Raw genomic sequence first — 26,125 nt, 5'->3', positions numbered from 1 at the left:
AGCAAGAAGTGGACGATGCCTATCCGCGACTGGAAAGCGGCCCTGAACCGCTTCACAATCCAGTTCGAAGAGCGGCTAGTGCCGGGTTAAACCTCAACCCGTTTACACAAAATTCCGGACACCCCCGATAGCGCCGCACACTCGCTGAGCAAATGGAATCTTGCACGTCTGTCGCTTCGCGCCGCGCTCTGCGCATCTTTCCGTGGGACCAGCGAATGACGCTCAAGGGTTCCGCTGAAAGGTCTCTATTCAACGCTTTGGCCCTGGCTTGGCCAAGGCTATCATCTCGTCGACAATGCGCTGGGCTACGCCATAGCCACGCATCAGGGCTTCCGTTTCCGTACCGAACGGGCTGCCTTCGTCCCTCGCGACGCGCAGCTTCTCGACCGGTGCAGGACTCGCGGCAGAAGATATGCGCACGACAGCGACGTACCCGCCCGGCACGGAAAGAACGGTGCCGTTGCGGCTCCCGTCAGTGGACTCGGTCTCCACGTCGATGATGAAATCCTTGTAGCCATATGTCCGATGCATGTCGAAACCACCCTGGGACTGCGCCTCGTGAAAGATTGTTGCCCGCCATGCGCCGGGATGCCCCGACGCCTTCCAAGGAGTCAGGACCTGCGCATTGATGCGGACTTCCGTGTCTGCTCTGCGACTGTTCCTATCCCATGTGGAGACCGCCGTTCAGCGAGAAGTCTGCCCCTGTCGCAAAGGCTGATTCGTCACTGGCAAGCCACGCAACAATCGAAGCAATCTCGCCAGCTTCGCCGAGACGGCGTACCGGAATGCTCTGGATGATGGCGTCCAGGACTTCGGGGCGTACCGCGCGAACCATATCCGTTCCGATGTATCCGGGAGAAACCGTATTCACCGTGATGCCCTTTGTTGCCACCTCCTGGGCAAGCGACATCGTGAAGCCGTGAATGCCCGCCTTGGCAGTCGAATAGTTCGTCTGACCGAACTGTCCTTTCTGGCCGTTCACGGACGAGATGTTGATGATTCGCCCCCACTCCCTGCTAACCATCCCCTCGATGACCTGCTTGGTGACATTGAAGAGGCTCGTCAGGTTCGTATCAATGACATCGTTCCAGTTCTCTCTGGACATCTTGCGAAACGTTCCATCCCGTGTAATGCCGGCGTTATTCACCAGCACGTCAATCTCGCCGACGTCCTTCTTCACCCTGGCAAACGCCGCCACCGTAGACTCCCAGTCACCAACATCCCCTTCGGAAGCGGCGAAGGAAAATCCCAGCGCCTCCTGCTCCTTCAACCAGCTTTCCCGCCGGGGAGAGTTGGGACCACAACCGGCGACGACCGTGAATCCGTCCTTGAACAAGCGCTGACATATTTCTGTGCCAATTCCACCCATGCCGCCAGTTACGTAAGCGATTCGCTTTGACATGCTCTTCCCTCGGCTGTTGTTGCGGTTAAGGAATAAAAACGCTTCTACTCGCCACGCCGCCCCGTCTAGCGACGTTACTGGCTTCGGTATGCCCTTCGTCTTGAAGTCGAACTCCGCAACCACTTCATGCTCATTGACAGACAGCAAGGCGGTTTCAAAAAAACAGCCCTTTCGGTTAATTCGTTGCCCGTACGGCCCACGCTATCTTTCCGCAACCGACACCTCTCTTGCGAGAAAGAAGCTACGCGTCCTCTTCCTTCTGGCACGTCGGGCTGCATCGCATCTGCGACGTTCGACCCGACTACTCACGCACTCGTGTTCGTCGCCGATGCAGTACGCATCAATCAGCGCCAATGGGAAAATAGCGCCAAACTTCGCCTGATGCGATTGCTGCTGCCGGTCAAAGCTGTTCCGCGCTCCGTTGTTCGCTTGAATTCACGCGGCTTTCGCGGCTACGCGTGCCTCAGTCTTCCCTAAGTCCGCGCCGTTCACTTTCCGGGCGACGGGCTTGCGAGCAGACACAGGTCCGGGCGGCGCGCTGGGTATCTCTTCTGGCAAACGGCCACACTCTATAAAGTCATGGAGCACCTTGGCCGCCGCCGGCTTCCCGCGCAGTTCCGATCTTCTGAGAAGGGCATGCGCAAATGTCATCGGGTCGTCACGTCCGTGCGAGGGCTCGAACTGAAGAATGGTTTCACTGACCGCCGCAAGCATCCATTCCTCGTACAGCGTGCTTGCGATATGTGAAGCGCCTCTCGCCAACTCCACTTCGTATTTATTCAGGCGCAGTGCTTCGTCGAACGCCCTGTTTCGTTTTACTGCCTTCACATTGATATCCCCGGGTTCTGCGGAAAGGAAACGCGCGCTGGTGTAGTATCGCGCGCGCGACGCCGACTGAGCTGGAAGATCAGAACGTTTGGTCATCTACGGGGGAGAAACGCTCTTGTCCCGCGAAAAGCGAATCAGGCGACCGAGGTCTGCCCCGCGCAGAGCCAATAAACTCGAGATTGAAGGCGGCGGCAAGACGCATACAAGCGTTCAGCGGCGGGACGGTGATTCCGAGTCGCCAAGATTGCACGTCGTATTCATTCACGTCCCACCACTTCGCTGCACGTGCCGAACTGACGCCGGGCCGTTTCAATGCCCTGTCAAGGCGTGCGGCCAAGGCATGCCTCAGGCGGCCGGTCTCGGCAGTGCGCTCGAGATGACCCATGCTTCGGGTATGTCGATTCATCTTATCTAACTTCTCTCAGGGTATATTTTTTATGCAATTCACCGACTCTTCTCTGGTGCCGGTCGAATCCACGTGGTTGTCATGACGGCCCCATGACGCCATGTAGACCTCTCGCCGGCGCCCTGGATGCCAGGCGGACTGCATGATAGTCGCGGGTACAACTATTCCATCGCGTGCACACCCGCGTCAAACAACAAAGATTGTCCGTATGTGGTGCTGCATACATACGCGTAAAAAAGGAGAATCCGAGCGGCGTCGGCCCAGGCCGAGTGATCACGCCCAGGTACCCGGGCTCGCGTCAGTTGAGCGTTATTCCCTTCCCCGCGCTCGACATCTCCTACGACGATCGCTTCTTCTCGCAAGGGCCCGGACGTGCTCGGCGTGAACGTGCTGCGCGGCCCGGCCTACCACGTGGGCGCAGCACTGAGTTTCGATTTCCAGAGCCGCAAGGAATCCGACGACCCCCATCTGCACGGACTCGGCGACGTGAGCGGCGGACCGAAGCTGAAACTGTTCGCCGACTATACGGTGTGGGCGTTCACCGGATCGGTGGCGCTGTACCAGGACATCGCCGGACATCATCAAGGCACCACGGTAAGCACGGATTTCGTGGCATCGGCGCCGGTCAGCGGCTGGCTGTTCTCCGTGGGCCCAGGCTTCACATGGGCGAACGGTCCTTACACGCGGACGTTTTTCGGCGTGTCCGGGCAGCAGAGCGCTGCATCCGGATTGCCGGCGTATAACACCAGGGCCGGCGTGCGCGATGTCCACATGAACGCCATCGTCACGTACGACTTTTCACGGCACTGGAACGGCTCGGCCGCCGCGACGTTCGGGCGGCTCGAGCATGACGCGGCCAATAGCCGATTGCCCAAAAGCGCCTCGAACTCAATATGCTCGCTTCGTTGAATTATCGTTTCTGAAGTCGAAAGGCAATCGCGGCTCAAGCGCCAGGTTCATGGGTGGATTCCCAGGGCCACTGCATTGTACGCAGGCAGTTGCGCCGGTCGGGTCTGAGCGCAGCACGAGGTCGAGCCTCGCGTGCTCAGGAAAAGATCGCCTCGATATCCGGCGACGCGTCTTTCACCACTTCAAAGTTCAGCGTTGCCTCAATGTGCTCGAGGTGCTCCAGCATGCACGCTGCCGCACGTGCGCCATCATGCGCCTCGATCGCATCGATCAGGTCGCCGTGCTCGTGATGGGGACATGCGGGAGCATTCGGCTTGTCGTACAGGGTGATCACAAGACACGTCAACGGCGCGAGCTCGCGCATCAATCGCAACAGGATTTCGTTGCCGACCATCTCTGCAATCAGCACATGAAATTCTCCGGACAGCCGAATGATTGCCGGCCGGTCGTTGTGCTTGCGTGCGTCGCCTTCCTGCCGCACGTGCTTTCGCAACGCGCGCACCTGCGCGGGCGTTGCCGTGCGGCTCAGGAGCCGGGCCATTTCAGGTTCGATCATGCGCCGCGTGACGAATACGTCACGGGCCTGCTCGACGCTCGGGCTGGCGATGAATGCGCCGCGATTCGGCACCAGTTCGACCAGCCCCTCATGCCCAAGCTTGTTCAGTACCTCGCGGATTTTCGTGCGGCTCACCCCTGACATTTCTGCGAGCCGCTCCTCGATCAACTTGGTGCCTGGCGCAAGACGATGTTCAAGCACGGCTTTCTGGATACGGCCGTAGATTTCCTCGTTCGAATAGGGCGCCCTGGGCGCAACACCCTTGCTGGAAGGTGTAACGGAGGCTCGGTTCAAAGTGCGTCTCGCAGCTAGAAAAGAATCGATGATAGAACAACCGAGGGGATTTTTGTGCACATAAATTCGCCGATCCCGTGCGCTTCCCCGGCTTCTCTCAACCCGCTACGCGCGTCAAAAGCGGGCACCGCACACTGGTAACGCCCGCCGCGCACCAGCCGAGCACATCTCGACGTGAGCCGCACTGCAACGGCGCAGCACTGATTCGATCCGGACAGCCACTGCACGGGCTGTGCCGGCCCGCTCTCAGGACGAATACCTCCCGATTTTATTTGAATACAATTACTAGGCCTTTTGTTGGCACGCATGTTGCTCTTCGATTCGTCTGCCAATTTGGCGTCCACCCATCGGAGAGAAAGCCTCATGTTTCGTCGTGCACTGGTCGTCGCCGCGTTCATCGGACTCACCGTCAACTCTCAGGTTCACGCCGAAAGCAGCACGAGCAAGCCGGAGGTCAAGCTGGGCTTCGCAAAGTGCGCGCAGTGCCTGTCGATGGCGCTCGTGCCGCAGTTCACCCAGGACGCGAAGATCGACACCATCAACTTCACGTCCGGGAATGACGTGCTGACCGCGCTCGTCTCGCACAGCGTCGACATCGCCCAGGTGACCTATCTGCATTTCGTGACCGCACTCGACCGCGGACTAGACGTCGTGGCCGTATCCGGACAGGTCAACGGCGGCTCCGAGATCCTCGTGCGTAACGGCATCGACCTGCAGCAGAACGACTGGGCTGGCCTGAAGAAGCTGGTCGACGCGGCCAAGGCGCATGGCGCACCGCTGCGGATCGCGGCATCGCGTGGCAATGCGCAGGACCTCCACATGCGCGGGGAACTACAGATGCACGGCATCGACCCCAACAGGGACGTGCAGTTCATCAACATTCCGAATCCCGCCGACCACGTCAGCGCGCTGCAGCGAGGCGAGATCGACATCGTCTGTTCGGTTGAACCGTTTGCCTCGCAGATCCGCCTGTCTCACGCGGGCAAGCTGTTCAACTATCCGTACGATCAGGCGGCCGGCAAACTCAGCAATCTGATCGTCACGCGGCCCGATGTCATCAAGGATCATCCTGAGGCGGTCAAGGCCACCGTGGCTGCGGTCGTCAAAATGGTCGACAGCCTGAACACGAGCCATGCCGGGTGGCTCGCGTCGATCAACCAGTACACCGCGCTCGATCAAACAGTGGCCGTCGAGTCGCTCAAGAACGCCTATCCGGACTATCACATGTATCGCACGCAGACGATCGCGATCGCCAAAATGATGAAGGACCTGCACTACATTTCGACCGATGTGACGCCGGCGATCGACAAGAACATGGACTACACCTTCCTCACCGACGCAACCGGTAAGCCGAAAGCGGCGCTCGGATTCTGACCACGGACTCGGCGCCCTACATCCAACCATGAACTATCAGCGAACGCACCGGACCCTCGATGTGGCGTCCAGCAGCAGGAGCGTGACATTGTCCGCCATCTTCGCAAAGTCCGGCGCGCGCATCCGCGTTGGATTCGTCAAGTGTCTCATTCCGGTGGTGCTCATCGCGTTCTGGGAACTTGTCGCACGCTTGGGGATCATTCCGGCGTCGTTGCTGCCCGCACCGTCACGCGTGGTGACCACATGGGCAGACTGGGTCTTCGCGACGGACGGCTCGTCGCAAGCCGACAGTGGGCGCTGGATCTTCGACGCAGCGGCGAGCGTGTCACGTGTGCTGTCGGGCTACCTGATCGCGACGATCTCAGGCGTGCTGCTCGGTATTGCGATCGGCTGGTGGCGCTGGATCGAGCAGGCGGTCGAGCCGACGCTACAGATGCTGCGCCCGATCCCGCCGGTCTCGTGGATCCCGCTTGCGATCATCTGGTTCGGCATCGCCAATAAACCCGCCATCTTCCTCGTGTTCCTCGGCGCGTTCTTTCCGATCCTGATGAACACGATTCACGGCGTGAAGGCCACCGACCGCAACCTGATACGGGCCGCCGCGATGATGGGTTCGACGCAGTTCCAGCTATTGCGCTTCATCGTCCTGCCGGCGGCGCTGCCGAGCATTTTCGCAGGCCTTCGCATTGCGATCGGCTCCGCGTGGATGCTCACCGTGACCGCCGAAATGGTCGCGGTGAAGAGCGGGCTCGGCTATGTCCTATGGGACTCTTACTACTTTTTGCGCTACGACCTCGTGATCGCGGCGATGGTCAGCATCGGACTGCTCGGTTACCTGTCCGACCTCGCGATGAAACGGACCATGACCGCGATGCTTCACTGGCAGCGCCGCGGCGCCGCCGGCCGCCACTGAGCGGGCCGCCCAGACCCGCCACCACAGATTCAGGAACGCAACTCATCATGGCCTTTGTGGAACTCGACGACGTCTCCAAAGTATTCGCGGATGCAAGGGGCGGCACCGGTCTGCTCACGCTCGATCATGTTTCGTTGAGTCTGGAAAAGTACGAGTTGCTCTGCGTGCTCGGACCGTCCGGCTGCGGCAAGTCGACGTTGCTCAACATGATTGCCGGATTTGAGCACCCCACATCGGGCACGGTGCGCGTCGACGGCAAGCCGGTCACGGCGCCCGGCGCGGATCGCAGCGTCGTGTTCCAGCAGGCGACGCTGCTGCCCTGGCTGCCTGTATGCGAAAACGTCGCGTTCTATCACAAGCTGCAGGGTCGCTCGAAGAAAGAACGACAAGAACTCGCTCAGCCGTATATCGACCTTGTGGGCCTGACGGGTTTCGAGCATCACTACCCGGCCGAACTGTCAGGCGGGATGAGCCAGCGTGTGGGGATCGCGCGCGCTGCTGCTCGACTCCAGCGTCATCCTGATGGACGAGCCGTTTGCCGCGCTCGACGCGCAGACGAAGGCGGAAATCCATGAAGAACTGGTGACGATCTGGCAGAAGTCTCGGGCCACGATTTTCTTCGTGACGCACAGCATCGAAGAGGCGCTGCTGCTCGGCACCAAGGTTGCCGTCATGTCCCATCGGCCTGGCCGGATTTGCGAGCTGATTCCGGTCGATTTGCCACGCCCGAGAGATACCACGTCACCACAATTCAACGATCTCAAGCGGCATGTGCTTGCCCTGGTACGCGCGCAAGGCGCGGCGGCAGGCCGCCCGGCGCAAAGGGCCGCTTGAGGGCGTGAGCCGGGGCATCACGCATTCTTTGCCGACGTTTTGCCTGCGCGGCCGCATCCGGAAAGTCAGTTGAGCGTGTATTGGCGCGGTTCCATCACGCAACGCTTCGGCCGCAACGGAACATCGTCCCGGCGACCGGCCGGGGCTCGCGCTCGCCGGGTCTCCACTGAATGGAAATGCATTTTTGTGTATACAATTTTCTCGTAATTCTAAACTTATACGAGTCAAACAATACACAATTTGTGTTTGCCAATAGTCACCCTCCTGCCCATTTTTGGTGCCTGATGTTCTGTTCTGGTGACCAACATGCACCAGTATCTTACGGCGACAGTCGCTTTGTGTATGAGCAGCACTCTTCTATTAGTCTGCCACATGGCGGCCAAAAGGCCGTCCAACCCGCAATATCACCAATGCCTATAAATTGCATACAGTCGTGTTCGTATTGCGTACGATCTATCAACTTTATGTTGGCACACATATTGCGTTGCTATACGCAATAGGCACCCTTTGCGGTGCAGCCAGCCTGAAAGCTTACCCCTCGTATGGAAATCATGACGCAACGCACTTTGATTGGCATGTTGACCCCGTCTTCCAACACGACGCTGGAACCCGTCACCTCGGCGATGCTATCGGGGCTGCCGGAAGTCAGCGCCCATTTCGGCCGCTTCCGCGTGACGGAAATCGCCCTGTCCGAGCGTGCACTGGCACAATTCGAGGACGAGGAAATCCTCGCTGCAGCAGGCTTGCTCGCCGATGCAAAGCTCGACGTGATCGGCTGGAACGGCACCTCGTCGGGTTGGCTCGGCTTCGAAGCGGACGAGCGCCTGTGCAGCAGCATTACCGCGCGCACCGGCATTGCCGCCTGCACGTCGGTGCTGGCGCTCAATGAAATTTTCGCGAAGACCGGCGTACGCCGCTTCGGGCTCGTCACGCCATATCGCGACGACGTGCAGGCCAAAGTCGTTTCCACCTACGGCGGCGCCGGCTTCGAATGCGTCGGCGAGCGCCATCTGAACAAGCAGGATAATTTTTCGTTCTCGGAAGTCACCGCGGACACGCTGCGTGAAATGACCCGCGAGGTTGCGAAAAGCAAGCCCGACGCCATCGCGATCTTCTGCACGAATCTGCGCGGCGCGCCGCTCGCCGAAGAACTCGAGGCCGAACTCGGCATTCCGGTGTACGACACCATCTCGACAGCCGTCTGGAAAGCGCTGCGGATCAGCGGTGTCGACACTTCGCGCGTAACGGGCTGGGGCAGCCTGTTCCGGGAGGTCATATGAGCGACGCGGCCGCCTTCGACCTCGTGATCCGCAACGCGGATGTCGCCAGTGCGGCAGATCGCTTTACCGCGGACATCGGTGTGCGCGGCGGACGCATCGTCGCGCTGGGAAGCGGACTTGCGCGCGGCGCCAGCGAGATCGACGCGGCCGGCCGGCTGGTGACGCCAGGCGGTGTGGACAGTCACTGCCATCTCGATCAGGACACCGGCGACAACAGCGTGATGGCCGACGACTTTCTGAGCGGCACCGTATCGGCCGCTTGCGGCGGCACCACGACAGTCATCCCGTTCGCGTGCCAGCAAAAGGGACAAACCTTGCGCGCGGCGATCGAGACGTACCATCAGCGCGCCGACGGCCGCGCGATCATCGACTACGCGTTCCACCTGATCGTTACCGACCCCACGCCGTACGTGCTCGAACAGGAGCTGCCGCAACTGATCGAAGAAGGCTACACGTCGTTCAAGATCTACATGACGTACGACGCGCTCAAGCTCAACGACCGGCAGATGATCGAATTGCTCGCGCTGGCCCGCGCGCACGGCGCGATGGTGATGATCCACGCCGAAAACGCCGACTGCATTGCCTGGCTGACGGAGGCCCTGCTGGAGCAAGGCATCACCACGCCGATCGGCCATGCGCTGTCGCGCCCGATGCTGGTCGAACGCGAAGCGACTCACCGCGCCATCAGCCTCGCCGAGCTGGTCGACACGCCAGTGCTGATCGTGCACGTCTCCGGCCGCGAGGCCATCGAACAGATCCGCTGGGCGCAGGGGCAAGGCCTCGCCGTCTATGCGGAAACCTGCCCGCATTACCTGCTGCTTACCGAGGACATGCTCGAAGACGGCCGGCGCGGATATCAATGCATCTGCAGCCCACCGCCGCGCGACGAAGCCAATCGGCAAGCGGTCTGGGACGGTCTTGTGAACGGCACGTTCCAGGTCCTGTCCTCCGACCACGCGCCGTTCCGCTACGAAGGCCCGCACGGCAAGCAAGTCGCCGGCGAAAACCCGCGCTTCGATCAGGTGCCCAACGGAATTCCGGGCATCGAGACGCGCATGGCGTTGCTGATGTCGGAAGGCGTGTTAAAAGGCCGCATCGATGTCCATGCGTTCGTCGCGCTGACCGCGACTAACGCCGCCAAACTCTACGGGCTTTATCCGCGCAAAGGTTCGATCGCGATCGGCGGCGATGCCGATCTGGTGATCTGGAACACCGAGCGCACTTTCACGTTGACCAACGACGCGTTGCACCACAACGTCGACTACACCCCTTACGAGGGCTGGCAGATGAAGGCGTGGCCGGCGCTGACACTCTCGCGCGGCGCCGTGGTATGGGACGGCGAGGCGACATGCGCGATGCCTGGCCGGGGCGAGTTCCTGCCCGCATTGCGCCCGCAGTTTGCGCAGCCGCACCGTCCGTTGAGCCCGCGCATCGAGCCCCATCGGGTGCTGTCGCGCTTTGCGTTGCCCGCCGCTTATCGGGGCTGAAGAAAGGGATGCCGGTTGGGTTCACTGCACGCCGGCTGGCCGCTTCCTTCGCCGTTTAAATGGTTTGACCTTTCCTGGAGAGCCTGATGTCCGACCGTATTTCGCGCCGCCAATTCCTTCGACGCGCCGGCGCGGGCGCTGCCCTGCTGTCCGCCGGCCTGCCGCGCTTCGCCCTGGCCGCCGGCCTCACGCTTGACGATATCAAGAAGGCCGGCGTGCTGCGCATAGGCTGCGAAGCGACTTATCCACCGCTCACCTATCGCGACATGAACGGCACGATGATCGGCTATGACGTCGATCTCGCCAACGCGTTCTGCCGCAATCTCGGCGTGAAGGCGCAGTTTATCGACACCGTCTGGTCCGGCGTGATCCCCTCGCTCTACACGAAGAAGTTCGATCTGGTCATGAGCAGCCTGAGCTATACCGCCGAGCGCGAAAAGCACGTGGACTTCTCGGTGCCTTACGTCGAAGCGTCGCAGGCGCTGCTGATCCGGGCAGCTGATCAGAAGAGCGTGACCGGCCTTGCCGGAATGAATGGCAAGGTGCTCGGCCTGAAGCTGGGCTCGCCTGGCCAGATACTGGAACCGAAGCTCGACGCGCAAATGAAAGCGGCCGGCGGAGCGGGCTTCAGGCAGGTCAAGACTTTTGACGACCACCCGGCCGCCTACATCGCACTGGCCGAAAGTAAGGTGGACGGCGTGCTCAACACCTTGCCGACGCTTGCGCTGGTGCTCAGGAACGCGCCGGGCAAGTACGCCATCGTCAAGGGCATCGGAGCGGACAACTGGGCCGGCATTGCGGCGCGCACCGACGATACGGCGCTGATCGGCTTTATCGATCAGCAATTGCGCAAGTTCAAAACCGACGGAACGTTGCATGCGTTGCAGCAGAAATGGTTTGGCTTCGACATGACCTTGCCGGACGCCATTCCGGTGCTTTCCTGAGAGCTTCGCGGAAATGGACTGGAGCATTATTGTCATGGCGCTGCCGATCCTCGCGGTCGGCTTGCTCGCTACACTGAAGGTTTGCCTCGCGGCGATCGCGCTCGGCATCGCGCTCGGCTTCTTGCTGGGCTTCGGCGCATTGAGCCGCTACAGGCTGGTTCGCATCGCGGTGCTGGCCTATGTCGATTTCGTGCGCGGCACACCGCTGCTGGTGCAGATTTTTCTCGTGTATTTCGCCCTGCCGGTGATCGGCATCAACTTCAATGAATATTGGGCCGGTGTCACCGCCCTGAGTCTGAATGCGGGCGGCTTCATCTGCGAAATCGTGCGCGCGAGCATGCAGTCGATCGATCGCGGCCAGACCGAGGCGGCGCAATCGATCGGCATGCGGCACCGTCAGATCGTTCTGCACGTGCTATTTCCGCAAGCGTGGCGGCGCATCCTGCCGCCGCTCACCAACGAGCTGATTTCCCTGATCAAGGGCTCGGCGCTGCTGTCGGCTATCTCCGTGTATGAGCTTACCCATGCGGGGCAGGAAATCATCGCCACGTACTTTTCGCCGTTCGAGATTTTCCTGCTGATCGCGCTCTACTACTACGCATTGATTTCGGCACTGGCCTGGCTGTCGCGTTACCTCGAGCGGCGACTGCCGCAATTCTGACTTCATGAGCCTTCTTCCCGAGCATGTCTACCAACGCCATTGCCACTGACCTTTCCCTTGCGGGCGCCCCTACGCGCGAGCGCGAGGCAGCGGCCGTGCCACTCCTGAGCGTCGACGGACTCCACAAACGCTTCGACGATAAGGTCATACTGCCATCGGTGTCCCTCTCGGTGGCGCGTGGCGAGACCGTGGTCCTGATCGGCCCGTCGGGATCGGGCAAGACGACCCTGCTGCGCTGTATCAACTTCCTTGAGAAGCCCGACGGCGGCACGATCCGGCTCGGCACGCAGCGCATCGGCGTGTCCGAGAGCGGCCGCGCTCTCCCCGAGGCGGAACTGGCGCGGCAGCGTCGCCGCTTCGGCTTTGTCTTCCAGCGCTTCAACCTGTTCGCGCATCTGAGCGCGCTGGACAATGTCGCCGCCGGTCCGCAGCGCGTGCGGGGTCTGTCGCGCGACGCGGCCCGGGCGCGCGCGCAGGTGGCGCTGGAAAAGGTTCGCCTCGGACAGCACATCGGCAAGCGGCCGGCGCAACTGTCCGGCGGACAGCAGCAGCGTGTCGCGATTGCACGCGCGCTCGCGATGGAGCCCGAGATGATCCTGTTCGATGAACCGACCTCGGCGCTCGACCCCGAACTGGTCAACGAAGTCCTCGACGTGATGCGCGATCTCGCGACGGCGCGCATGACGATGATGGTCGTGACCCACGAAATGAGTTTCGCGCGCAATGTCGCGCATCGTGTGGTGTTTATGGACGCCGGCTCGATCGTCGAGCAAGGCACGCCCGGAGAAATGTTCGGCGCCCCGCGCGAAGAGCGTACCCGACGCTTCCTGCAGCACCTGCATACCTGAACTGAATGAGTTGGCTGATGACTGTTTCCGATACTGATTTCGATTTGCTGCTGCTGGGTGCAACCGTAGTAACGATGGACCCGGCGCAGCCGCTGCTCCACAACGCGGCGATTGGCATTCGCGGCAACCGCCTCGCTTTTGTCGGCCGCGCGAATGATCTGCCCGTGCGGGCTTGCGCGCGGTCCGCGCGCCGGCTCGACGGACGCGTCGTCGTTCCCGGCTACGTCAATGTGCACACCCACGCGATCCTCACGATGGTGCGCGGCGTCGCGGAAGACCTGGGCTTCGCGCCCGCGTACACGCCGGGCATTCCGCACGGCCACGACGTTCGCCCGGACGAGGCGATCGCGCTCGCGCGCCTCGGCGCGCTTGAGGCGATGCTGTTCGGTTCGACGCTAATCAACGACAGTTACGTGCATGCCGATCTGACGATGGAGGCCATGGCCGAACTCGGCCTGCGCGTGTATTCGTGCGGGCGTCTGCACGACGTCGACTTTTCCGGCGTAGCGGACGGGCGCTGGGAATACCACGCCGCGACCGGCGAGCGCACCCTCAACGAAGCGCTCGCGCTGGCCGAGCGCTGGCATCGCAAGCGCGACGGGCGCACCGGCGTTCAACTGGCCGTGCATGCGCCGGATACCTGCTCCGACGACTTCCTGCGTCTGATCGCGGACGCGGCGCGCACGCACAACCTGGGCGTGAGCACGCACCTCGCGCAAAGCCGCACCGAGGTCCGCGAAGTGAAGCTGCGCTCGGGTAAGAGTCCCGCGCAACTGCTCGACGACGTCGGCCTGCTGAACGAACGGCTGGTGGCCGCGCATTGCCTTTACCTTGACGACGACGACATCGAGCGGATCGGCCGCGCGGGCATAACGGTCGCGCATATCCCCAAGGGCAACGCGACCGGCGGCACGATGGCGCCTACGCCTCGTCTGCGCGCCGCTGGCGCGCGCATTGCGCTCGGCACCGACAACATGCACGCCGACATGACCGAGGTGATGCGCTGGGCGCTCGCCATCGCACGCATCCAGTTGGGCGAGGTCGCCTCTGACTGGCAACCCGCCGACGCGCTGGCGATGGCGACGCACAACGGCGCGACCGCGATGGGACTGGGCGACGAACTGGGACGCCTGCAGACGGGCTGGCTTGCGGACCTCGCCGTGTTCGATTTTCGCCGCGCGCATCTGACGCCGCATCCGAACCCGCTCGGCACGCTGGTGCATACCGGGCTCGGGCGCGATGTGGAGATGGTCATCGTCGACGGTCGCATCGTGGTGGATGGAGGCGCGCCGACCCTGTGCGACGCCGACGCGGTGATCGCCGCGGCACGAGAGGCCGCCGCGCAATTGTGGAAAAGGGCAGGCTGATGAGCACTCCAAACAGCATCGACTCGCCGGCTGAGCTCGGCGCTTCGAGCGTCATACCGGCATCGTCGCGCGCCGGCGTGTCGCAAGCCGGTGCCGCCGTGCAGATGCGCGGCATCAAACACCGTTTCGGAGCGGTGCCGGTGATCGAAGACGTCACCCTCGATATCGCCGCCGGCGAACTGGTTGCGTTGCTCGGCCCGTCGGGCTGCGGCAAGAGCACCTTGCTGCGCATTCTGGCGGGTCTGCAGGCGCAGTCGGAAGGCGAAGTGCATATCGGCGGGCAGCGCGTGGACGGTCTCGCGCCGCGCCAGCGCGGCGTGGGCATCGTGTTCCAGAACTACGCGTTGTTTCCACACATGACGGTCGCGGCTAACGTCGCTTACGGGCTGGAAGCCAATGGCGTCGCCCGGCGCGACGCCTCGCGGAAGGCCGCGCAGATACTCGACATGGTACGCATGGAAGCGTTCGCCAAGCGCTATCCCCGCGAGCTGTCGGGCGGCCAGCAGCAACGCGTCGCGCTGGCGCGCACGCTCGCGGTCGAACCGCGCATTCTGCTGCTCGACGAACCGTTCGCCGCGCTCGACAAGAACCTGCGACTCGATATGCAGATCGAGATTCGCCGTCTGCAACGCGAGCTGAACATCACCACCGTCATGGTGACGCACGACCAGGAAGAGGCGATGAGCATGGCCGACCGGGTCGCGGTTCTCAATCGCGGACGGCTTGAGCAATACGACACGTCGGTTGCCATCTACGACCGGCCGGCGACGTCGTTCGTCGCCACCTTCGTCGGCACCGCGAACCTGCTGCCAATCCAGTTGCGCCAGCAAGGCGACGACTTCCATGCGGGCTTCGAAGGAGGCGCGGTGCTGGCGGTTCCTCAGGCAGGACCGTGGCGCAAGACTGGAGCCGCGTTGCTGGCCGTCCGCCCTGAGCAATGGGAGTGGCAGTTGCCGCATTCCGGCACCGACACGACCGAGTTGCTGGCCACCGCCCAGCTGGCTATGCCGATCGGCCCGACATTGATCGTGGATCTGCAGCTCGACGGCGGGCAGCCGGTGAAGATTTCGATGCCCCGTGCTCTGGGCGCCGCCTTGAGCCCGGGAATGCGCGTGGCGCTGACGCTCAAACCCGATGCGCCGGTGCGCACGTTCAGCGCGCCGCAAAGCAGCGCGGCCCGTCTCTGAACCATGGCCGACCCGGTGTGTGATTCGTCCGCACGCCGTTCTTGTTGACTCGCTATCGCGGGCCCGTCCCGTCACATTCTCCATTAGAGGTCCTATGTCACTGATCAATCACCAACGTCGCAAAATCCTGCAAGTGATGGGCGCCGCCGGCGCGGTCGGCCTGTCGCTCGGAAGCGGCATCGCCAGGGCAGCGTCCGGGTCTCTCGCGGCCACCACCTTTCCTGGCGCGTGGGAAGAGTCGCAACGCAAGATCCTGCTGCCGGCGTTTCGCAAAGCGTCCGGCGTCAGCGCGGTTCTGACCGCGTCGCAAGCGGTCGACACGCTCACCAAGCTGGTGGCCGCCCGCAACAACCCGCCTTTCGACGTCGTCATGATGGACGAAGGCCCCTATCTGCAAGGCATCGCCCAAGGCATGTTCGAACCGATACCGGCGGCGCGGGTGCCGAACCTCACGAGCCTGCCGGCGCATTTCGTCGATGCGAAGGGCCTCGGCGCCTATGTCTCCGCACAGGTCTACGGCATCGCGTACAACACGGAGCGCGTGAAGACCACGCCGAAGTCCTGGAACGATCTGCTCAAGCCGGAATTCAAGGGCCGCGTCGGCCTCGTGAGTCTCGACTCGACTCTCGGCACCGTGTGGATGGTGGCGCTCGCCAAGATGCTCGGCGGCGACGAGGATCACCTGGATCCGGCGTTCGATTACATCAAACGCCTGATGCCGAACGTCGGCGCAGTCGCCGCGAATCCGGGCGCGCTGGGCACGCTGTTCCAGCAGGGTCAAGTCGATATCGCCTGCCACTACATCAACAACGTCGAATCGCTCAAGGCCAAGGGCGTGCCTATCGCGCTGACGCGCCCCGACAGCAACTGGGGAATCGTGCGCAGCACGATGAATATCGTCAAGAACACTCAGGTGCCGGACCTGGCCGCGGCGTACATCAATACGGCGCTGAGCGTCGAAGTGCAGCAGCAGATGACCGGCGCGCCGTACTACGTCGCGCCGACGAACACCAAGGTGCCGTTCGGTGCGGCGCTCGCGGCGATCGCGGATAACGCCAACGAGATGACGTCGTTTGTCCAGGTCGACTGGGCGCGCATCAACCCGCGCCGCGCGGAATACATTGATCGCTTCAACCGTCTGGTGAAGGTCTGACGCATCATGAGCCCGAACTACCGGATGCCGCGCGACTGGCTGCTCGTGCTGCCGCTGGCGCTGTTCTTTATCGCGTTCGTCGGCGTGCCGCTCGGGCTCGTCGCGCTGATCAGCCTGCACAGCGATGCCGCCATGACGCATTTCGGCGTCCGCCAATACCTGCTGTTCTTCGGCGACAGTTATAACCGTGGAATCCTCTGGCAGACGCTGATACTGGGCGTCGCCACCACACTGGTGACGATCGTGCTCGGCTATCCAGTGGCGCATCTGTACGTCGTGAGTTCGCAACGCTGGCGGCGCTTCCTGATCGTGCTGATTTTGCTGCCGCTTCTGACGAGCTCGGTCGTGCGCACGTTCGCCTGGGTGGTGATCCTCGGCAACGAGGGGCTCGTCAACGAGCTGCTTCTCGCGCTCGGCCGTACCAGCCCGCCGTTCAGGCTGCTCTACACGCCGCTTGCGGTGATCCTGTCGCTGGCCCAGATCGAGCTGCCGTTGATGGTGCTGCCGCTCGTCACCACGCTCGGCTCGCTCGACACGCGCTTGCCCGAGGCCTCGCATGCGCTGGGCGCGAGCAGCTGGCGCACCTGGTGGAAGATCACCGTGCCGTTGGCAATGCCGGGTTTGCTGAGCGGCACGTTGCTGGTCTTCACCGGTGCGGTAAGCGCCTTCGTGGTTCAAACGCTGGTGGGCGGCGGCCAGTTGATGTACATGCCGTTCTATATTTACGAACAGGCGATCCAGACGCAGAACTATCCGTTTGCCGCCGCGCTCGCGATGATCCTGCTGTTGAGCGTCCTGGCCGTCGTTACGCTGCTCAACTATTTCGGCCGCAAAACGAGGGGGTTTGTCCATGGCTAAACACACGCTTGCAGCGGCGTCGGCCATGCCGGCGCGCCGTGCTCAGCCACGGCAGCTGTCGTTCAATGCGGCGATGGGACTGATCGGCGGCTTCGGGCTACTGATGCTGATCGGTCCCACGCTAATCGTGCTGGTGACGTCGCTCACGTCGGGGTTTTCGTTGAAGTTTCCGCCGCCGGGCCTGTCGCTGCGCTGGTATGACGCGCTGATCTTCGATTCGCCCGAGATCATCGACGACCTGCTCCTCAGCCTGAAGCTTGCCGGCGCGGCAACCATCTGTGCGACCGTGCTGGCGGTGGCGGCTGCCGTGACTCTGGCGCGCCGCCGCACGATGACCGCGCGACTGCTCGACTCGTTTTTCATGGCGCCGCTGACGATTCCTTCGCTCGCGCTCGGGCTGGGTATCCTGATCCTGTTCAACCTCGAAAGCGCCGGATTGTCGTTCTACAGCCTGCTTGCCGGGCACATCGCGTTGTGCGCGCCCTATGTGTTGTACACCACGTCGGCCAGCTACGCGCAGCTCGATCCCGCGCTGCTCGACAGCTCCAGGTGCCTCGGGGCGAGCGGCTGGTTCACGTTCCGGCGCGTCGTATTGCCGGTGCTCGTGCCCGGCATCGCGTCGGGCGCATTCATCGCGTTCATGAATTCGTTCGATAACGTCGCGCTGTCGCTGTTCCTGTCCGATGCCCGCTCCGAAGTGTTGCCGATCCATCTGTGGCACATCATCGAGGACAGCCTGGACGTGCGGGCGGCCGCAGCCTCGGGTGTGCTGATCGTCGTGACCTTGATTTCGATGTTGTTGATGGAGCGGCTCGCCGGACTGTCCCGGCAGTTTCGCTAACCGCTGCAACGAGTCTTTGTCCAATCAGGTGAAAAACGTGCGCAAGATACTCTCCAACGTGAAGGCTGTGCTCGGCGCCGAGCAGCGTTACGTCCCGCGTCCCGTCGACGTTGTGATTGAAGGCGAGCGGATCGCAGCGGTCGTGGCCGGCGGGAGCGCCACCGACGGCGAGCGCGTGCCGCTCGACGGCTGCCTGCTGGTGCCGGGGCTCGTGAACGGCCACCAGCATTCGCACGAGCATTTTCATAAAGGACGGCTCGAAAACCTGCCGCTCGAACTGTGGATGCACTATGTCCGCGCGCCTCGTCCGGTCAGGCTCACGCCGCGCCAGGCCTATCTGCGCACAATGGTGGGCGCGCTCGAGGCGCTGCGCAGCGGCGCGACCACACTGGTGGATGACGTAAGCCTCGGCCAGTCGATCGACCCCGCCACCGTCGAAGCCATTTTCCAGGCCTATGAAGACGCGGGCATTCGCGCGTTGGTCGGCTTTTCGATGATGGACCGTGCGATCGTCGACAACTTCCCGGACGTCGACACGATCTTTGCGCCCGATCTGCTCGCGCAACTGCGCGCCCAGCCGCGGCCCTCGCCCGACGCGTTCTTTGCTCTGCTGGAAACCCGACTCGCACAGCACCATCCGCACCACAACCGGGTGAGCATTGCGATTTCGCCTTCGGCGCCGCAGCGCTGCACGCCTGAATTTCTTGCGCGTTGCCGCGCGTTTGCCGATGCGCATGCACTGCCGGTGATTATCCATGTGCAGGAAACATGGCTGCAGGTCGTCACGGCGCAGGCCTTTTACGGCAAACCCATGGTGATGCGTCTCGCCGAACTCGGCTTTCTGCGGCCGGGCACCTCGCTGATTCACGCGGTGTGGCTCTCGGATCCCGAGATCGAGTGCCTCGCTCAGTCGGGTGCCAGCGTGCAGCACAACCCGTGGAGCAACCTGATGCTCGGCTCGGGCGTGCAACCGGTGCGCGCGCTGCTCGACGCGGGCGTCAACGTGAGCCTGGGTTCCGACGGCTGCGCGTCGACCGTCACCGGCAATATGCTCAACGTGCTGGGCAGCGCCGCAGCGCTTTCGAAGATACGCGGCAACGACCATTCGCGCTGGTTATCGGCATCCGAAGCGCTGCGCGCGGGCACGGTGGGCGGAGCGAGCGCGCTCGGACTCGGCGGCCAGCTCGGCGCGATTGCGCCGGGTTATCGTGCCGACCTGGTAGCGTATCGCACCGATACGATCAGCTTCACGCCGCTGACGGACCCGGTGCGCCAATTGGTCTACGCCGAACGCGGCGCGTCGATCGACAGCGTCTTCGTCGCAGGCGACGCCGTGTTGCGCAACGGAAGGCTCACCCGCGTCGACGAGCCGGCGCTTTTGCGTGAAATCAGCGCAGCCTACGAGGCGCTCAGCGCCGAGTTTGATCTCGCCGATGAATCGGTCGCGCCGCTGCGCGCCGAAATGGAAAAGGTGTATGCGCGGGCCCAGACGCTGCATCCGGAGTGGGAACCCTATGCGGCGAAGCTAGCTCGCTGACGTGCGATGTGGCAGGCGCGGGTTGCGAACGCAAGTTTGCCCGATCTGCGTCGGAGTTCTCAATGTAGCTCCGCGCCGAACGATTGATAGTGCGCTCCACGCATCAGTTCGCCCCGCCCGCGTTGGCCGACGAACTGATTCGCTACGATACGACGAGCAGCCGATTAAATCTCGGCTTGATCGAAGCGATCCGGGACCGCCTTCGAACCCATCACATCGAAGCCTTGCGGCTCGCCCGATACGGTGTTGCTGCCTGGCTTTGCTTGCGAACGTTCCCAATAATTGCCCTGATGCAGTGGAGTGTCAGGTCGCCACTGCGGGTAATTTGAGCAAATCCAGAAAAGCACGGGCGACGGGCACGAGTGGTTCTGCGGCGCTGCCCTTGAAAACAGCCGCGAGTTCCCAGCACGGCTCCTCGGCTTCGCGCAGAGTCGCCGTGGCGATCGGCGCGCCACGCGTGTCGCGCACCCTGGCGGAGGCGACAGATTCCGGCACGATCGTTATCGCAAGCCCCTGCGCCGCCAATTCAAGCAACATCGGCATGTCGTTGACCTCGAAGCTGATCTGGCGCTGCAGTCCCGCGGCGGCAAAGCTTCGATCGACGAGCCGTCGCACGCTCCATTCTGGGCGCAGATCGGCGAACGTTTCTTCGCAAAGATCCGCGAGCTTTAGCCCATTAGCCCCCGCCAGTCGATGATGCGTCGCGCAGACGACGACCATTCCCTCACACGCGAACATTTGCGATCCGAGATCGTCCGGTGGCGAATCCGAGGGCTGGGTAAAAGCGAGGTCAAGACGTCCTTCCCGCACCTCGTCGATCAACGCGCGCGAGCCATCGAGTGTCAGGTGGATATCGATCCCGCCGAACGCGGCCCGAAACCGCCCCAAGGTAGCAGGCAGATCGACATAAGGCGCGAGACCGTGAATGGCGCCAATGCTGAGCCGGCCGCGTGCGAGCCCGTGCACTTGCGTCACGGCGTGGCGCGCGTCGCGCGCGGCCGCGAGCACCCGCCGCGCTTGCGCGAACAGCACTTCGCCGGCAGGGGTGAAGTCGACTCGCCGCGTGCTGCGGATGAACAACGGTCCGCCCAGCTCGTCCTCCAGTAAGCGGATCGACGCGGACAAGCCGGACTGAACGAGGTTAAGTCGCCGCGCCGCGCGCGTGAAATGCCGCTCTTCTGCGACCGCTACGAAATGTTCCAGCTGCTTCAAGTCCACGTTAGCACCCTTCTCACCACAGACGATTGATCACGAAAACCGCACAATTGGATCATATCTTTCTATTGGAATGTTAAGTCGATCTTCGATATTGTCGGATGCTCCGGAGCGTCAGAGGACCACCGGGCACGAAGTGCTCGCGCAGTGGGGACTTAACGACCGCACCGCGGCCGTGGATTCCGGGCAACATTTATGGAGATTGCTTCATCATGGAATACCGTCAACTGGGCCGTTCGGGCCTGAAGGTGTCCACCATCACGCTAGGCACGATGACGATGGGCGGCAAGGGCAAATTCGCGAGCGTCGGCGAGGTTGGCCTCGACGATGCGCGCCGGCAGATCGACATGTGCATCGACGCGGGCGTCAACCTGATCGATACGGCAGATGTCTATTCCAATGGCGCGTCGGAGGAAATCGTCGGCGAAGCGCTCGGCGGCAAACGCAAAGGCGGCGTGCTGATCGCCACGAAGGCCCGCTTCCCGATGGGCGACGGTCCGAACGATCGGGGTCTGTCGCGGCATCATCTGATAGAGGCCTGCGAAGCGAGCCTGCGGCGCCTCAAGACCGACGTGATCGACCTCTATCAGGTGCACGAATGGGACGGACTCACGCCGCTGGAAGAAACGCTTGAAGCGCTTGATCTGCTGGTTCGGCACGGCAAGATCCGGTATGTCGGTTGCTCGAACTACTCCGGCTGGCATTTGATGAAGGCGTTGCACGTGAGCGAACGCGATCGTCTACCGCGTTTTGTGAGCCAACAGATTCACTACACGCTCGAAGCACGCGAAGCGGAATACGAACTCGCGCCGATCGCGCTCGATCAAGGGCTCGGCATTCTTGTCTGGAGCCCGCTCGCAGGTGGCCTGCTGTCCGGCAAGCACCGCCGCGACACGTCGCCCGAGGGAACGCGCCAGCTCGCCGGCTGGACCGAGCCGCCGATCCGCGACGCGGAGCGCCTGTGGTCGATTGTCGACACACTGGTCGAGATCGCCGGCGAGCACGATGTCTCGGCCGCGCAGGTCGCGCTTGCGTGGACGCTCGGACGCCCCGCCGTCACCTCCGTCATTATCGGCGGACGTAACGAAGCACAACTTCGCGACAACCTCGGCGCCGCGAATCTTACGTTGACCGCCCAGCAGCGCGAGCGGCTCGACACGGTGAGCGCGCCGCCCCTGCTCTATCCATACTGGCATCAGCTACAGACGGCCCATGATCGCCTTGGGGCGCCTGACCTGTCGTTACTGGGACCGTATCTCGACGCACAGGGTCGGGCTCTGTCGCAGTAAGACGATCTGCGATGGTGAGCGTCCTTGAAACGAACACTATCCGTTGGATGTAATCCTGATGTGCGTGCGCTGGTATGTGGCCTATCCGCTGAGCCTTCGTCACCTGAAGAAATGAAGGCTGAGCGTGGAATCTCGGTGGATCATTCGACCGCGCACCGCTGAGCGATAAAACTGTTGCCAGCGCTGGAGAAGTCGTTTCGCCATCGCAAGCGTCCCGTCGGCAAGAGTTGGCGTGTCGATGAAACCTACATCAAGGTCAAGGGCCAATGGAAATATCTGTACCGCGCCGTCGACAAGGCCCGTAACATCATCGGTTTTCTATCGTCAAACAGGACCACCGGGCGATCAAGCGACGCACGCGATCCATGCTGGGATTCAAGACCTTCCGCTGCGCCCGGATCCTGCTGGGCGGCATCGAAGTAGTGGTCGCGGAACCCATCTGTCCGCCACCGATCAATTTTACGACCTCGCAATATAAGCAGTACTGTGCATATCGATTTCGTTCACCCGCATTCCTTACTGCGATAAAACCACCGTGAGTCGAGATTCCACTCGTTCAACGAGCGTCGATTTCCTGCGCGGCCTGGCGTTGATCGCGATTACACTCGACCACGTCTCGCACAGCGCTCTCTCGCATCTGACACTGCATACCTATGCATTTTGCGACGCGGCGGAAGTCTTCGTCTTTCTCGGCGGCTATGCGAGCGCCGCCGCTTATTGCGCGATGACAGCGCGCGGTGGCGCAGCGCAGGCTCAGCGCCGCTTTCTAAAACGCAGTGGGGAAATCTATCGTGGCTATCTGCTGACGGCCGCTCTGATGCTGCTTTGCGGCCTGACAATGATCGCGTTGCACATTCACACCGCCGTACTGACCTACACCGATGCGCCACTGTTTTTGGTCCGGCCGTTCCAAACGCTACTCGATATCGCCACGCTACGGCGCCAGCCTGATCTGGCTGCGGTGCTGCCGATGTATATCGGGTTCGCGCTGTGTGTGCCGCTGGTCGCGCCGGTCGTTCGCCGCCAGCCGGCCACCGCCCTGCTGGCGAGCCTGGCGTTGTGGCTGTGCGCACCTTCGCTTGCGCATCTGCTGCCGAGCGCCGACCCTATCGGCTGGTCATTCGATCCGTTCGCGTGGCAGTTGATGTTTATGCTTGGCATGCTATGCCGGCTGCATCCGGTGTCCGCCGTGTTCCAGGCTTCGCGCGCCGGACTGCGGCTGACCTGGATCGCGCTTGTCGTCGCACTGGCTTTTGCCACTTACAGGTTGCTGATTGAGAACCAGCCGGAACCCGGCTATTTGAAACAGCACCTGAGTTCCCTGAGAGTCGTCAGCTTCATCTCGATCGCCTGGCTGGTCGCCCAATTGAGCCGGCTCGGTTGGATCGACCGGCTGGCCGCGGCGCTACCGCCAGTGGTCACGGTCGGTCGCCAGGGGCTGACCTGTTTTGTCTGGGGAACGCTCATTTCGATCGTTGCCGACACCGCGCTGCAGGTCGCGGCGCCCGCCTTCCATACACGCACGCAAGCGGTTGCCGCGGCGCTATCGGCCGACTTGCTGACGGTCGCAGCGGTACTCGCCGTCGCCATCGCTACCGCCAGGCTCAAAGCGAATCGACCGATATCGCAGCGGCAACACAGAACTGGACAATACGGATGCCGAGCCCCTGCTCCGAAACAAGAACGGTCGATATCGGGGCGCCGCGTCTGGGAGACGCGCCGCAGTTCTACTTCACGGTATCGGTTCGACTTCCGCGGGGTATCGCGCCCAGCCGGCCGGTCTCCAGGACAGCTTTCGGGTCGTGGCGTGGGTCGCCCCAGGTTACAGTCAGAGCGCACCATTGCGGGTTGCGACACCGGGGATTGAGGGCTATGCCGACGCGCTCACGGACCTCATGTGGGCACTGGACATCGGCACCGCTGCCATTGTCGGCAGTTCGCGTGATTACCGCCGCCTTTGTGAATCGCTATCCGGAGGCAACGGTCTTCACATCGAAACCTGTTGGACTGATTCGGTCTGCGGTTTCAATCAGGTCGAGATACCGGGAACAGGAAGAGCCCGCGCCTTGACGATTGCTGCAGAGGAAAAATCGCCGCGTCAGTTCGTGCGAACGCCGCTCGCGGACACGGCGGCGCGGGCCTTCGAAGGATGACCAAGACCGCTCTCTTGCAGCCAATAGCCAAGGCCGACGAAGATTCCGCCACCGGCCAGATTGCCTAGCGTGACAAAAAGTTCGTTATGCAAAGCACCGGCAAACGTGATGTTGGCCGGGTGCTGGCCGATTAGTGCAAGCGCGAACACGAACATGTTTGCGACGCTGTGCTCGAAGCCGCAGGCAACAAACGCAAACACGGGCCAAAAGATCAGTCCCAGCTTTGCACCGTCATTGTTCGTTCGAGCTGCCATCCAGATCGCCAGGCAGACAAGCCAGTTGCACAGGAGGCCCTTCGCGAACAGCGGAACCCCAGGCGTCGCCATCTTCGTTTCGACCGTCCTGAAGAAAATCTCTGAACCGTCGGTTAGCAGGACTCCCCCCCCGGCTGCGTGCAGTATCACCGCGAGCACGACAGCGCCGATCAGGTTGCCGATCCAGCATGTCACCCACACTAGGAGCATGCCACCCACGCCGGTCTCACCCCGAAATACAGCAAGCGGCATATACATCGCCGTGCCGGTGAACAGATCGGAGCCAGCGAATACCACGATGGTGAGGGCACACGCGAAAACCCCGCCCATAATGAGGTGCACATAAGCTGGATCGACATGCGAGCCAACTGAAAACATAAGAATGTCGCCGAACCCGATATAGGCGCCAGCCATTGCCGCGCCGATAAGGAAAGAGAGCGGCGAGCGGAGAACGACCGACACTTTATACGCACCGGCTTTCGAGAACTTATCAATACTGTCTGCGTACATCACTGCTCCGGAAAAGAATCCCCCGTATCGGCTGCCCGGGGAGTACCAAATTAGCGCACATGATAGGTCGGTATAAGCCATTCTTCATTATCAAACCGGCCTGAAAGGGTAACATCAGCCACTTCTTGATGCTGTATCCCTGTCGGAGGCCGGCTTCTGTGCTCCTTTCTGTTGCGGACGCATCGAAAGGGCGTTCGACCTAAAGATCGCTTGCTTAAATGAGGAGGTGTTCTTTGAGTTACTGTCCAGTGGGGCTTACCGACTGAAACCTATTTCCTGAAGGCGCTGGAAAGCTCGCGTACCTCGAGTTCTATGTGAGGCCGAAAAAAACTCGCAAGGATATTTTGATTGTCAGCGTGGCTCTACCTCAAACGCACAATAGAGACTTGTGCGAACAGGACTTAATTTTAGTGGTTTACCTCCCTAGACTTTGGTTCCGGCTCCGACTGACAGTTTGGAGTAGAAACTTTGACCGTAGGTTCATCATGAAATCGCTTATCGAAGCCATTGCAGTTGCCGCAGTATTCGCCGTCCCGGCTGTTTCGTTTGCTCAATCGAACGCGCCTCTTACCAGCATCGCCGTGCAGAACGCCACTGCGCCCGGCTACGGTGGTGTTGCCGATGGCACATCGGCGTCAGGTTCACATCATCCGCTTCGTTCGATGGAACGGATGGTCCATCGAATCGATCATGAGATCCGTTCGTCGATTCGTCCGGACGGCAATGACGGCATGAAACCGATTTACTTTGGTTCTTGAATACAGGCACAGGCGCGAAAGTCGCAAGGTCTTGCTGACGGCGAGGAGCGTCTGGGCTATCTGTCGCCGGCCGCTCTTACGCAGCGATTCGATTTCAGTAAAATCGCTCCTTAACCCGTCGGCGTCCACGAAGAGTTAGGGGCTCTGGTGCAAATAGCGCGGGGGCGAATCGGTTAAGGTGTCAGGCTGAACGAATTGAGAACCGACGATGAGCAAGCTGAAGAGCCTTGACGAACTGTTCGCAGGCCGTCACTTTGACCGCGATGT

Annotated in this window: 24 protein-coding genes and 3 pseudogenes; 20 read left to right on the top strand and 7 right to left on the bottom strand. The window is 62.0% G+C overall.

The window, feature by feature from the left end; genetic code table 11:
- Window positions 1-249: 249 nt before the first annotated feature.
- From F6X42_RS37310 to F6X42_RS37300, 3 genes are all read right to left on the bottom strand, one after another.
- Window positions 250-531, bottom strand: a complete 282-nt coding sequence (locus F6X42_RS37310; RefSeq protein WP_187638886.1) for a hypothetical protein — start codon at window positions 529-531, stop codon at window positions 250-252.
- Window positions 532-661: 130 nt separating this feature from the next.
- Window positions 662-1,402, bottom strand: coding sequence for a 3-ketoacyl-ACP reductase (locus F6X42_RS37305; protein WP_187638891.1), 741 nt, complete (start codon window positions 1,400-1,402; stop codon window positions 662-664).
- A 435-nt stretch (window positions 1,403-1,837) separates the two neighbouring features.
- The gene (locus F6X42_RS37300) at window positions 1,838-2,326 is read right to left on the bottom strand and encodes a hypothetical protein (RefSeq protein WP_187638885.1); all 489 of its coding nucleotides are present in this window, start codon (window positions 2,324-2,326) and stop codon (window positions 1,838-1,840) included.
- A gap of 510 nt (window positions 2,327-2,836) precedes the next feature.
- Between F6X42_RS37300 and F6X42_RS37295 the strand changes: the two are divergent.
- Window positions 2,837-3,559, top strand: a pseudogene (locus F6X42_RS37295) (MipA/OmpV family protein).
- Window positions 3,560-3,681: 122 nt separating this feature from the next.
- Here F6X42_RS37295 and F6X42_RS37290 read toward each other — a convergent pair.
- The gene (locus F6X42_RS37290; RefSeq protein ID WP_187638884.1) at window positions 3,682-4,395 is read right to left on the bottom strand and encodes a GntR family transcriptional regulator; all 714 of its coding nucleotides are present in this window, start codon (window positions 4,393-4,395) and stop codon (window positions 3,682-3,684) included.
- 363 nt (window positions 4,396-4,758) lie between these two features.
- Between F6X42_RS37290 and F6X42_RS37285 the strand changes: the two genes are divergently transcribed.
- The 15 genes from F6X42_RS37285 to F6X42_RS37220 all read left to right on the top strand — a co-directional run bounded on the left by F6X42_RS37285 (window position 4,759) and on the right by F6X42_RS37220 (window position 19,679).
- Window positions 4,759-5,769, top strand: a complete 1,011-nt coding sequence (locus F6X42_RS37285) for an ABC transporter substrate-binding protein (protein WP_187638883.1) — start codon at window positions 4,759-4,761, stop codon at window positions 5,767-5,769.
- Window positions 5,770-5,917: 148 nt separating this feature from the next.
- Window positions 5,918-6,682 carry an ABC transporter permease gene (locus tag F6X42_RS37280; protein WP_376776503.1) on the top strand — a complete coding sequence of 255 codons (765 nt, stop codon included), beginning with the start codon at window positions 5,918-5,920 and terminating at the stop codon, window positions 6,680-6,682.
- Between the two features lie 47 nt (window positions 6,683-6,729).
- Window positions 6,730-7,257 (top strand): ABC transporter ATP-binding protein, encoded by a 528-nt coding sequence (locus F6X42_RS37275; protein ID WP_246530431.1) that lies wholly within the window; start codon window positions 6,730-6,732, stop codon window positions 7,255-7,257.
- Window positions 7,205-7,516 carry a hypothetical protein gene (locus tag F6X42_RS44715; RefSeq protein WP_246530430.1) on the top strand — a complete coding sequence of 104 codons (312 nt, stop codon included), beginning with the start codon at window positions 7,205-7,207 and terminating at the stop codon, window positions 7,514-7,516. The genes F6X42_RS37275 and F6X42_RS44715 overlap by 53 nt, the downstream gene beginning before the upstream one ends.
- Before the next feature lie 551 nt (window positions 7,517-8,067).
- Window positions 8,068-8,796, top strand: a complete 729-nt coding sequence (locus F6X42_RS37270) for a maleate cis-trans isomerase family protein (protein WP_187638881.1) — start codon at window positions 8,068-8,070, stop codon at window positions 8,794-8,796.
- Complete coding sequence (gene hydA / locus F6X42_RS37265; protein WP_187638880.1) at window positions 8,793-10,283, top strand: dihydropyrimidinase; 1,491 nt, start codon at window positions 8,793-8,795, stop codon at window positions 10,281-10,283. The genes F6X42_RS37270 and hydA overlap by 4 nt, the downstream gene beginning before the upstream one ends.
- Window positions 10,284-10,369: 86 nt before the next feature.
- Window positions 10,370-11,227 carry a transporter substrate-binding domain-containing protein gene (locus F6X42_RS37260; RefSeq protein WP_187638879.1) on the top strand — a complete coding sequence of 286 codons (858 nt, stop codon included), beginning with the start codon at window positions 10,370-10,372 and terminating at the stop codon, window positions 11,225-11,227.
- Window positions 11,228-11,261: 34 nt separating this feature from the next.
- On the top strand, window positions 11,262-11,888 hold the full coding sequence (locus F6X42_RS37255; RefSeq protein WP_246530429.1) for an amino acid ABC transporter permease: 627 nt from the start codon (window positions 11,262-11,264) through the stop codon (window positions 11,886-11,888).
- 23 nt (window positions 11,889-11,911) lie between these two features.
- Complete coding sequence (locus F6X42_RS37250; protein WP_187638877.1) at window positions 11,912-12,736, top strand: amino acid ABC transporter ATP-binding protein; 825 nt, start codon at window positions 11,912-11,914, stop codon at window positions 12,734-12,736.
- 17 nt (window positions 12,737-12,753) lie between these two features.
- Window positions 12,754-14,103: an amidohydrolase family protein gene (locus F6X42_RS37245; RefSeq protein WP_246530428.1), complete on the top strand. Its 1,350-nt coding sequence runs from the start codon at window positions 12,754-12,756 to the stop codon at window positions 14,101-14,103.
- Window positions 14,103-15,290, top strand: a complete 1,188-nt coding sequence (locus F6X42_RS37240) for an ABC transporter ATP-binding protein (protein ID WP_246530427.1) — start codon at window positions 14,103-14,105, stop codon at window positions 15,288-15,290. The genes F6X42_RS37245 and F6X42_RS37240 overlap by 1 nt, the downstream gene beginning before the upstream one ends.
- Window positions 15,291-15,384: 94 nt before the next feature.
- Window positions 15,385-16,443, top strand: a complete 1,059-nt coding sequence (locus tag F6X42_RS37235) for an ABC transporter substrate-binding protein (protein ID WP_187638876.1) — start codon at window positions 15,385-15,387, stop codon at window positions 16,441-16,443.
- A gap of 6 nt (window positions 16,444-16,449) precedes the next feature.
- Window positions 16,450-17,301 (top strand): ABC transporter permease, encoded by an 852-nt coding sequence (locus tag F6X42_RS37230; protein ID WP_246530426.1) that lies wholly within the window; start codon window positions 16,450-16,452, stop codon window positions 17,299-17,301.
- A complete protein-coding gene (locus tag F6X42_RS37225) occupies window positions 17,294-18,142 on the top strand; it encodes an ABC transporter permease (protein WP_246530425.1) in 849 nt (282 codons plus the stop codon). Before F6X42_RS37230 ends, F6X42_RS37225 begins: the two co-directional genes overlap by 8 nt.
- A gap of 37 nt (window positions 18,143-18,179) precedes the next feature.
- The gene (locus F6X42_RS37220; RefSeq protein ID WP_187638875.1) at window positions 18,180-19,679 is read left to right on the top strand and encodes an amidohydrolase family protein; all 1,500 of its coding nucleotides are present in this window, start codon (window positions 18,180-18,182) and stop codon (window positions 19,677-19,679) included.
- A gap of 303 nt (window positions 19,680-19,982) precedes the next feature.
- Here F6X42_RS37220 and F6X42_RS37215 read toward each other — a convergent pair whose 3' ends face one another.
- Together F6X42_RS37215 and F6X42_RS45700 are read right to left on the bottom strand one after the other, a co-directional pair.
- Window positions 19,983-20,687: a LysR substrate-binding domain-containing protein gene (locus F6X42_RS37215; protein ID WP_312892996.1), complete on the bottom strand. Its 705-nt coding sequence runs from the start codon at window positions 20,685-20,687 to the stop codon at window positions 19,983-19,985.
- Window positions 20,688-20,723: 36 nt separating this feature from the next.
- Window positions 20,724-20,897 (bottom strand): annotated as a pseudogene (locus tag F6X42_RS45700) (LysR family transcriptional regulator); the annotation flags it as partial.
- A 209-nt stretch (window positions 20,898-21,106) separates the two neighbouring features.
- Between F6X42_RS45700 and F6X42_RS37210 the strand changes: the two are divergent.
- The 3 genes and pseudogenes from F6X42_RS37210 to F6X42_RS37200 all read left to right on the top strand — a co-directional run bounded on the left by F6X42_RS37210 (window position 21,107) and on the right by F6X42_RS37200 (window position 24,050).
- The gene (locus F6X42_RS37210; RefSeq protein ID WP_187638874.1) at window positions 21,107-22,183 is read left to right on the top strand and encodes an aldo/keto reductase; all 1,077 of its coding nucleotides are present in this window, start codon (window positions 21,107-21,109) and stop codon (window positions 22,181-22,183) included.
- A 58-nt stretch (window positions 22,184-22,241) separates the two neighbouring features.
- Window positions 22,242-22,661: pseudogene (locus tag F6X42_RS37205) on the top strand (IS6 family transposase).
- A 57-nt stretch (window positions 22,662-22,718) separates the two neighbouring features.
- Complete coding sequence (locus F6X42_RS37200) at window positions 22,719-24,050, top strand: OpgC domain-containing protein (protein WP_312892995.1); 1,332 nt, start codon at window positions 22,719-22,721, stop codon at window positions 24,048-24,050.
- 231 nt (window positions 24,051-24,281) lie between these two features.
- Here the strand turns inward: F6X42_RS37200 and F6X42_RS37195 are convergent, their stop codons facing one another.
- Window positions 24,282-25,100 (bottom strand): formate/nitrite transporter family protein, encoded by an 819-nt coding sequence (locus F6X42_RS37195; protein ID WP_187638873.1) that lies wholly within the window; start codon window positions 25,098-25,100, stop codon window positions 24,282-24,284.
- A 485-nt stretch (window positions 25,101-25,585) separates the two neighbouring features.
- Between F6X42_RS37195 and F6X42_RS37190 the strand changes: the two genes are divergently transcribed.
- A complete protein-coding gene (locus F6X42_RS37190; RefSeq protein ID WP_187638872.1) occupies window positions 25,586-25,858 on the top strand; it encodes a hypothetical protein in 273 nt (90 codons plus the stop codon).
- Window positions 25,859-26,125 lie beyond the last annotated feature (267 nt).

It is taken from the genome of Paraburkholderia podalyriae, assembly GCF_014397785.1.
In the GTDB taxonomy this organism is placed as follows: Bacteria; Pseudomonadota; Gammaproteobacteria; order Burkholderiales; family Burkholderiaceae; genus Paraburkholderia; species Paraburkholderia podalyriae.
Note: the sequence above shows the minus strand (reverse complement) of the source record. Positions and strands in the feature narration are given on the sequence as shown.

Bases quoted from the DNA above. Each gene is read 5' to 3' on its own strand.
- F6X42_RS37310 (WP_187638886.1), bottom strand. From the start codon at position 531: ATGCATCGGACATATGGCTACAAGGATTTCATCATCGACGTGGAGACC.
- F6X42_RS37305 (WP_187638891.1), bottom strand. From the start codon at position 1,402: ATGTCAAAGCGAATCGCTTACGTAACTGGCGGCATGGGTGGAATTGGC.
- F6X42_RS37300 (WP_187638885.1), bottom strand. From the start codon at position 2,326: ATGACCAAACGTTCTGATCTTCCAGCTCAGTCGGCGTCGCGCGCGCGA.
- F6X42_RS37285 (WP_187638883.1), top strand. From the start codon at position 4,759: ATGTTTCGTCGTGCACTGGTCGTCGCCGCGTTCATCGGACTCACCGTC.
- F6X42_RS37275 (WP_246530431.1), top strand. From the start codon at position 6,730: ATGGCCTTTGTGGAACTCGACGACGTCTCCAAAGTATTCGCGGATGCA.
- F6X42_RS44715 (WP_246530430.1), top strand. From the start codon at position 7,205: ATGGACGAGCCGTTTGCCGCGCTCGACGCGCAGACGAAGGCGGAAATC.
- F6X42_RS37270 (WP_187638881.1), top strand. From the start codon at position 8,068: ATGACGCAACGCACTTTGATTGGCATGTTGACCCCGTCTTCCAACACG.
- hydA (WP_187638880.1), top strand. From the start codon at position 8,793: ATGAGCGACGCGGCCGCCTTCGACCTCGTGATCCGCAACGCGGATGTC.
- F6X42_RS37260 (WP_187638879.1), top strand. From the start codon at position 10,370: ATGTCCGACCGTATTTCGCGCCGCCAATTCCTTCGACGCGCCGGCGCG.
- F6X42_RS37255 (WP_246530429.1), top strand. From the start codon at position 11,262: ATGGCGCTGCCGATCCTCGCGGTCGGCTTGCTCGCTACACTGAAGGTT.
- F6X42_RS37250 (WP_187638877.1), top strand. From the start codon at position 11,912: ATGTCTACCAACGCCATTGCCACTGACCTTTCCCTTGCGGGCGCCCCT.
- F6X42_RS37245 (WP_246530428.1), top strand. From the start codon at position 12,754: ATGACTGTTTCCGATACTGATTTCGATTTGCTGCTGCTGGGTGCAACC.
- F6X42_RS37240 (WP_246530427.1), top strand. From the start codon at position 14,103: ATGAGCACTCCAAACAGCATCGACTCGCCGGCTGAGCTCGGCGCTTCG.
- F6X42_RS37235 (WP_187638876.1), top strand. From the start codon at position 15,385: ATGTCACTGATCAATCACCAACGTCGCAAAATCCTGCAAGTGATGGGC.
- F6X42_RS37230 (WP_246530426.1), top strand. From the start codon at position 16,450: ATGAGCCCGAACTACCGGATGCCGCGCGACTGGCTGCTCGTGCTGCCG.
- F6X42_RS37225 (WP_246530425.1), top strand. From the start codon at position 17,294: ATGGCTAAACACACGCTTGCAGCGGCGTCGGCCATGCCGGCGCGCCGT.
- F6X42_RS37210 (WP_187638874.1), top strand. From the start codon at position 21,107: ATGGAATACCGTCAACTGGGCCGTTCGGGCCTGAAGGTGTCCACCATC.
- F6X42_RS37195 (WP_187638873.1), bottom strand. From the start codon at position 25,100: ATGTACGCAGACAGTATTGATAAGTTCTCGAAAGCCGGTGCGTATAAA.
- F6X42_RS37190 (WP_187638872.1), top strand. From the start codon at position 25,586: ATGAAATCGCTTATCGAAGCCATTGCAGTTGCCGCAGTATTCGCCGTC.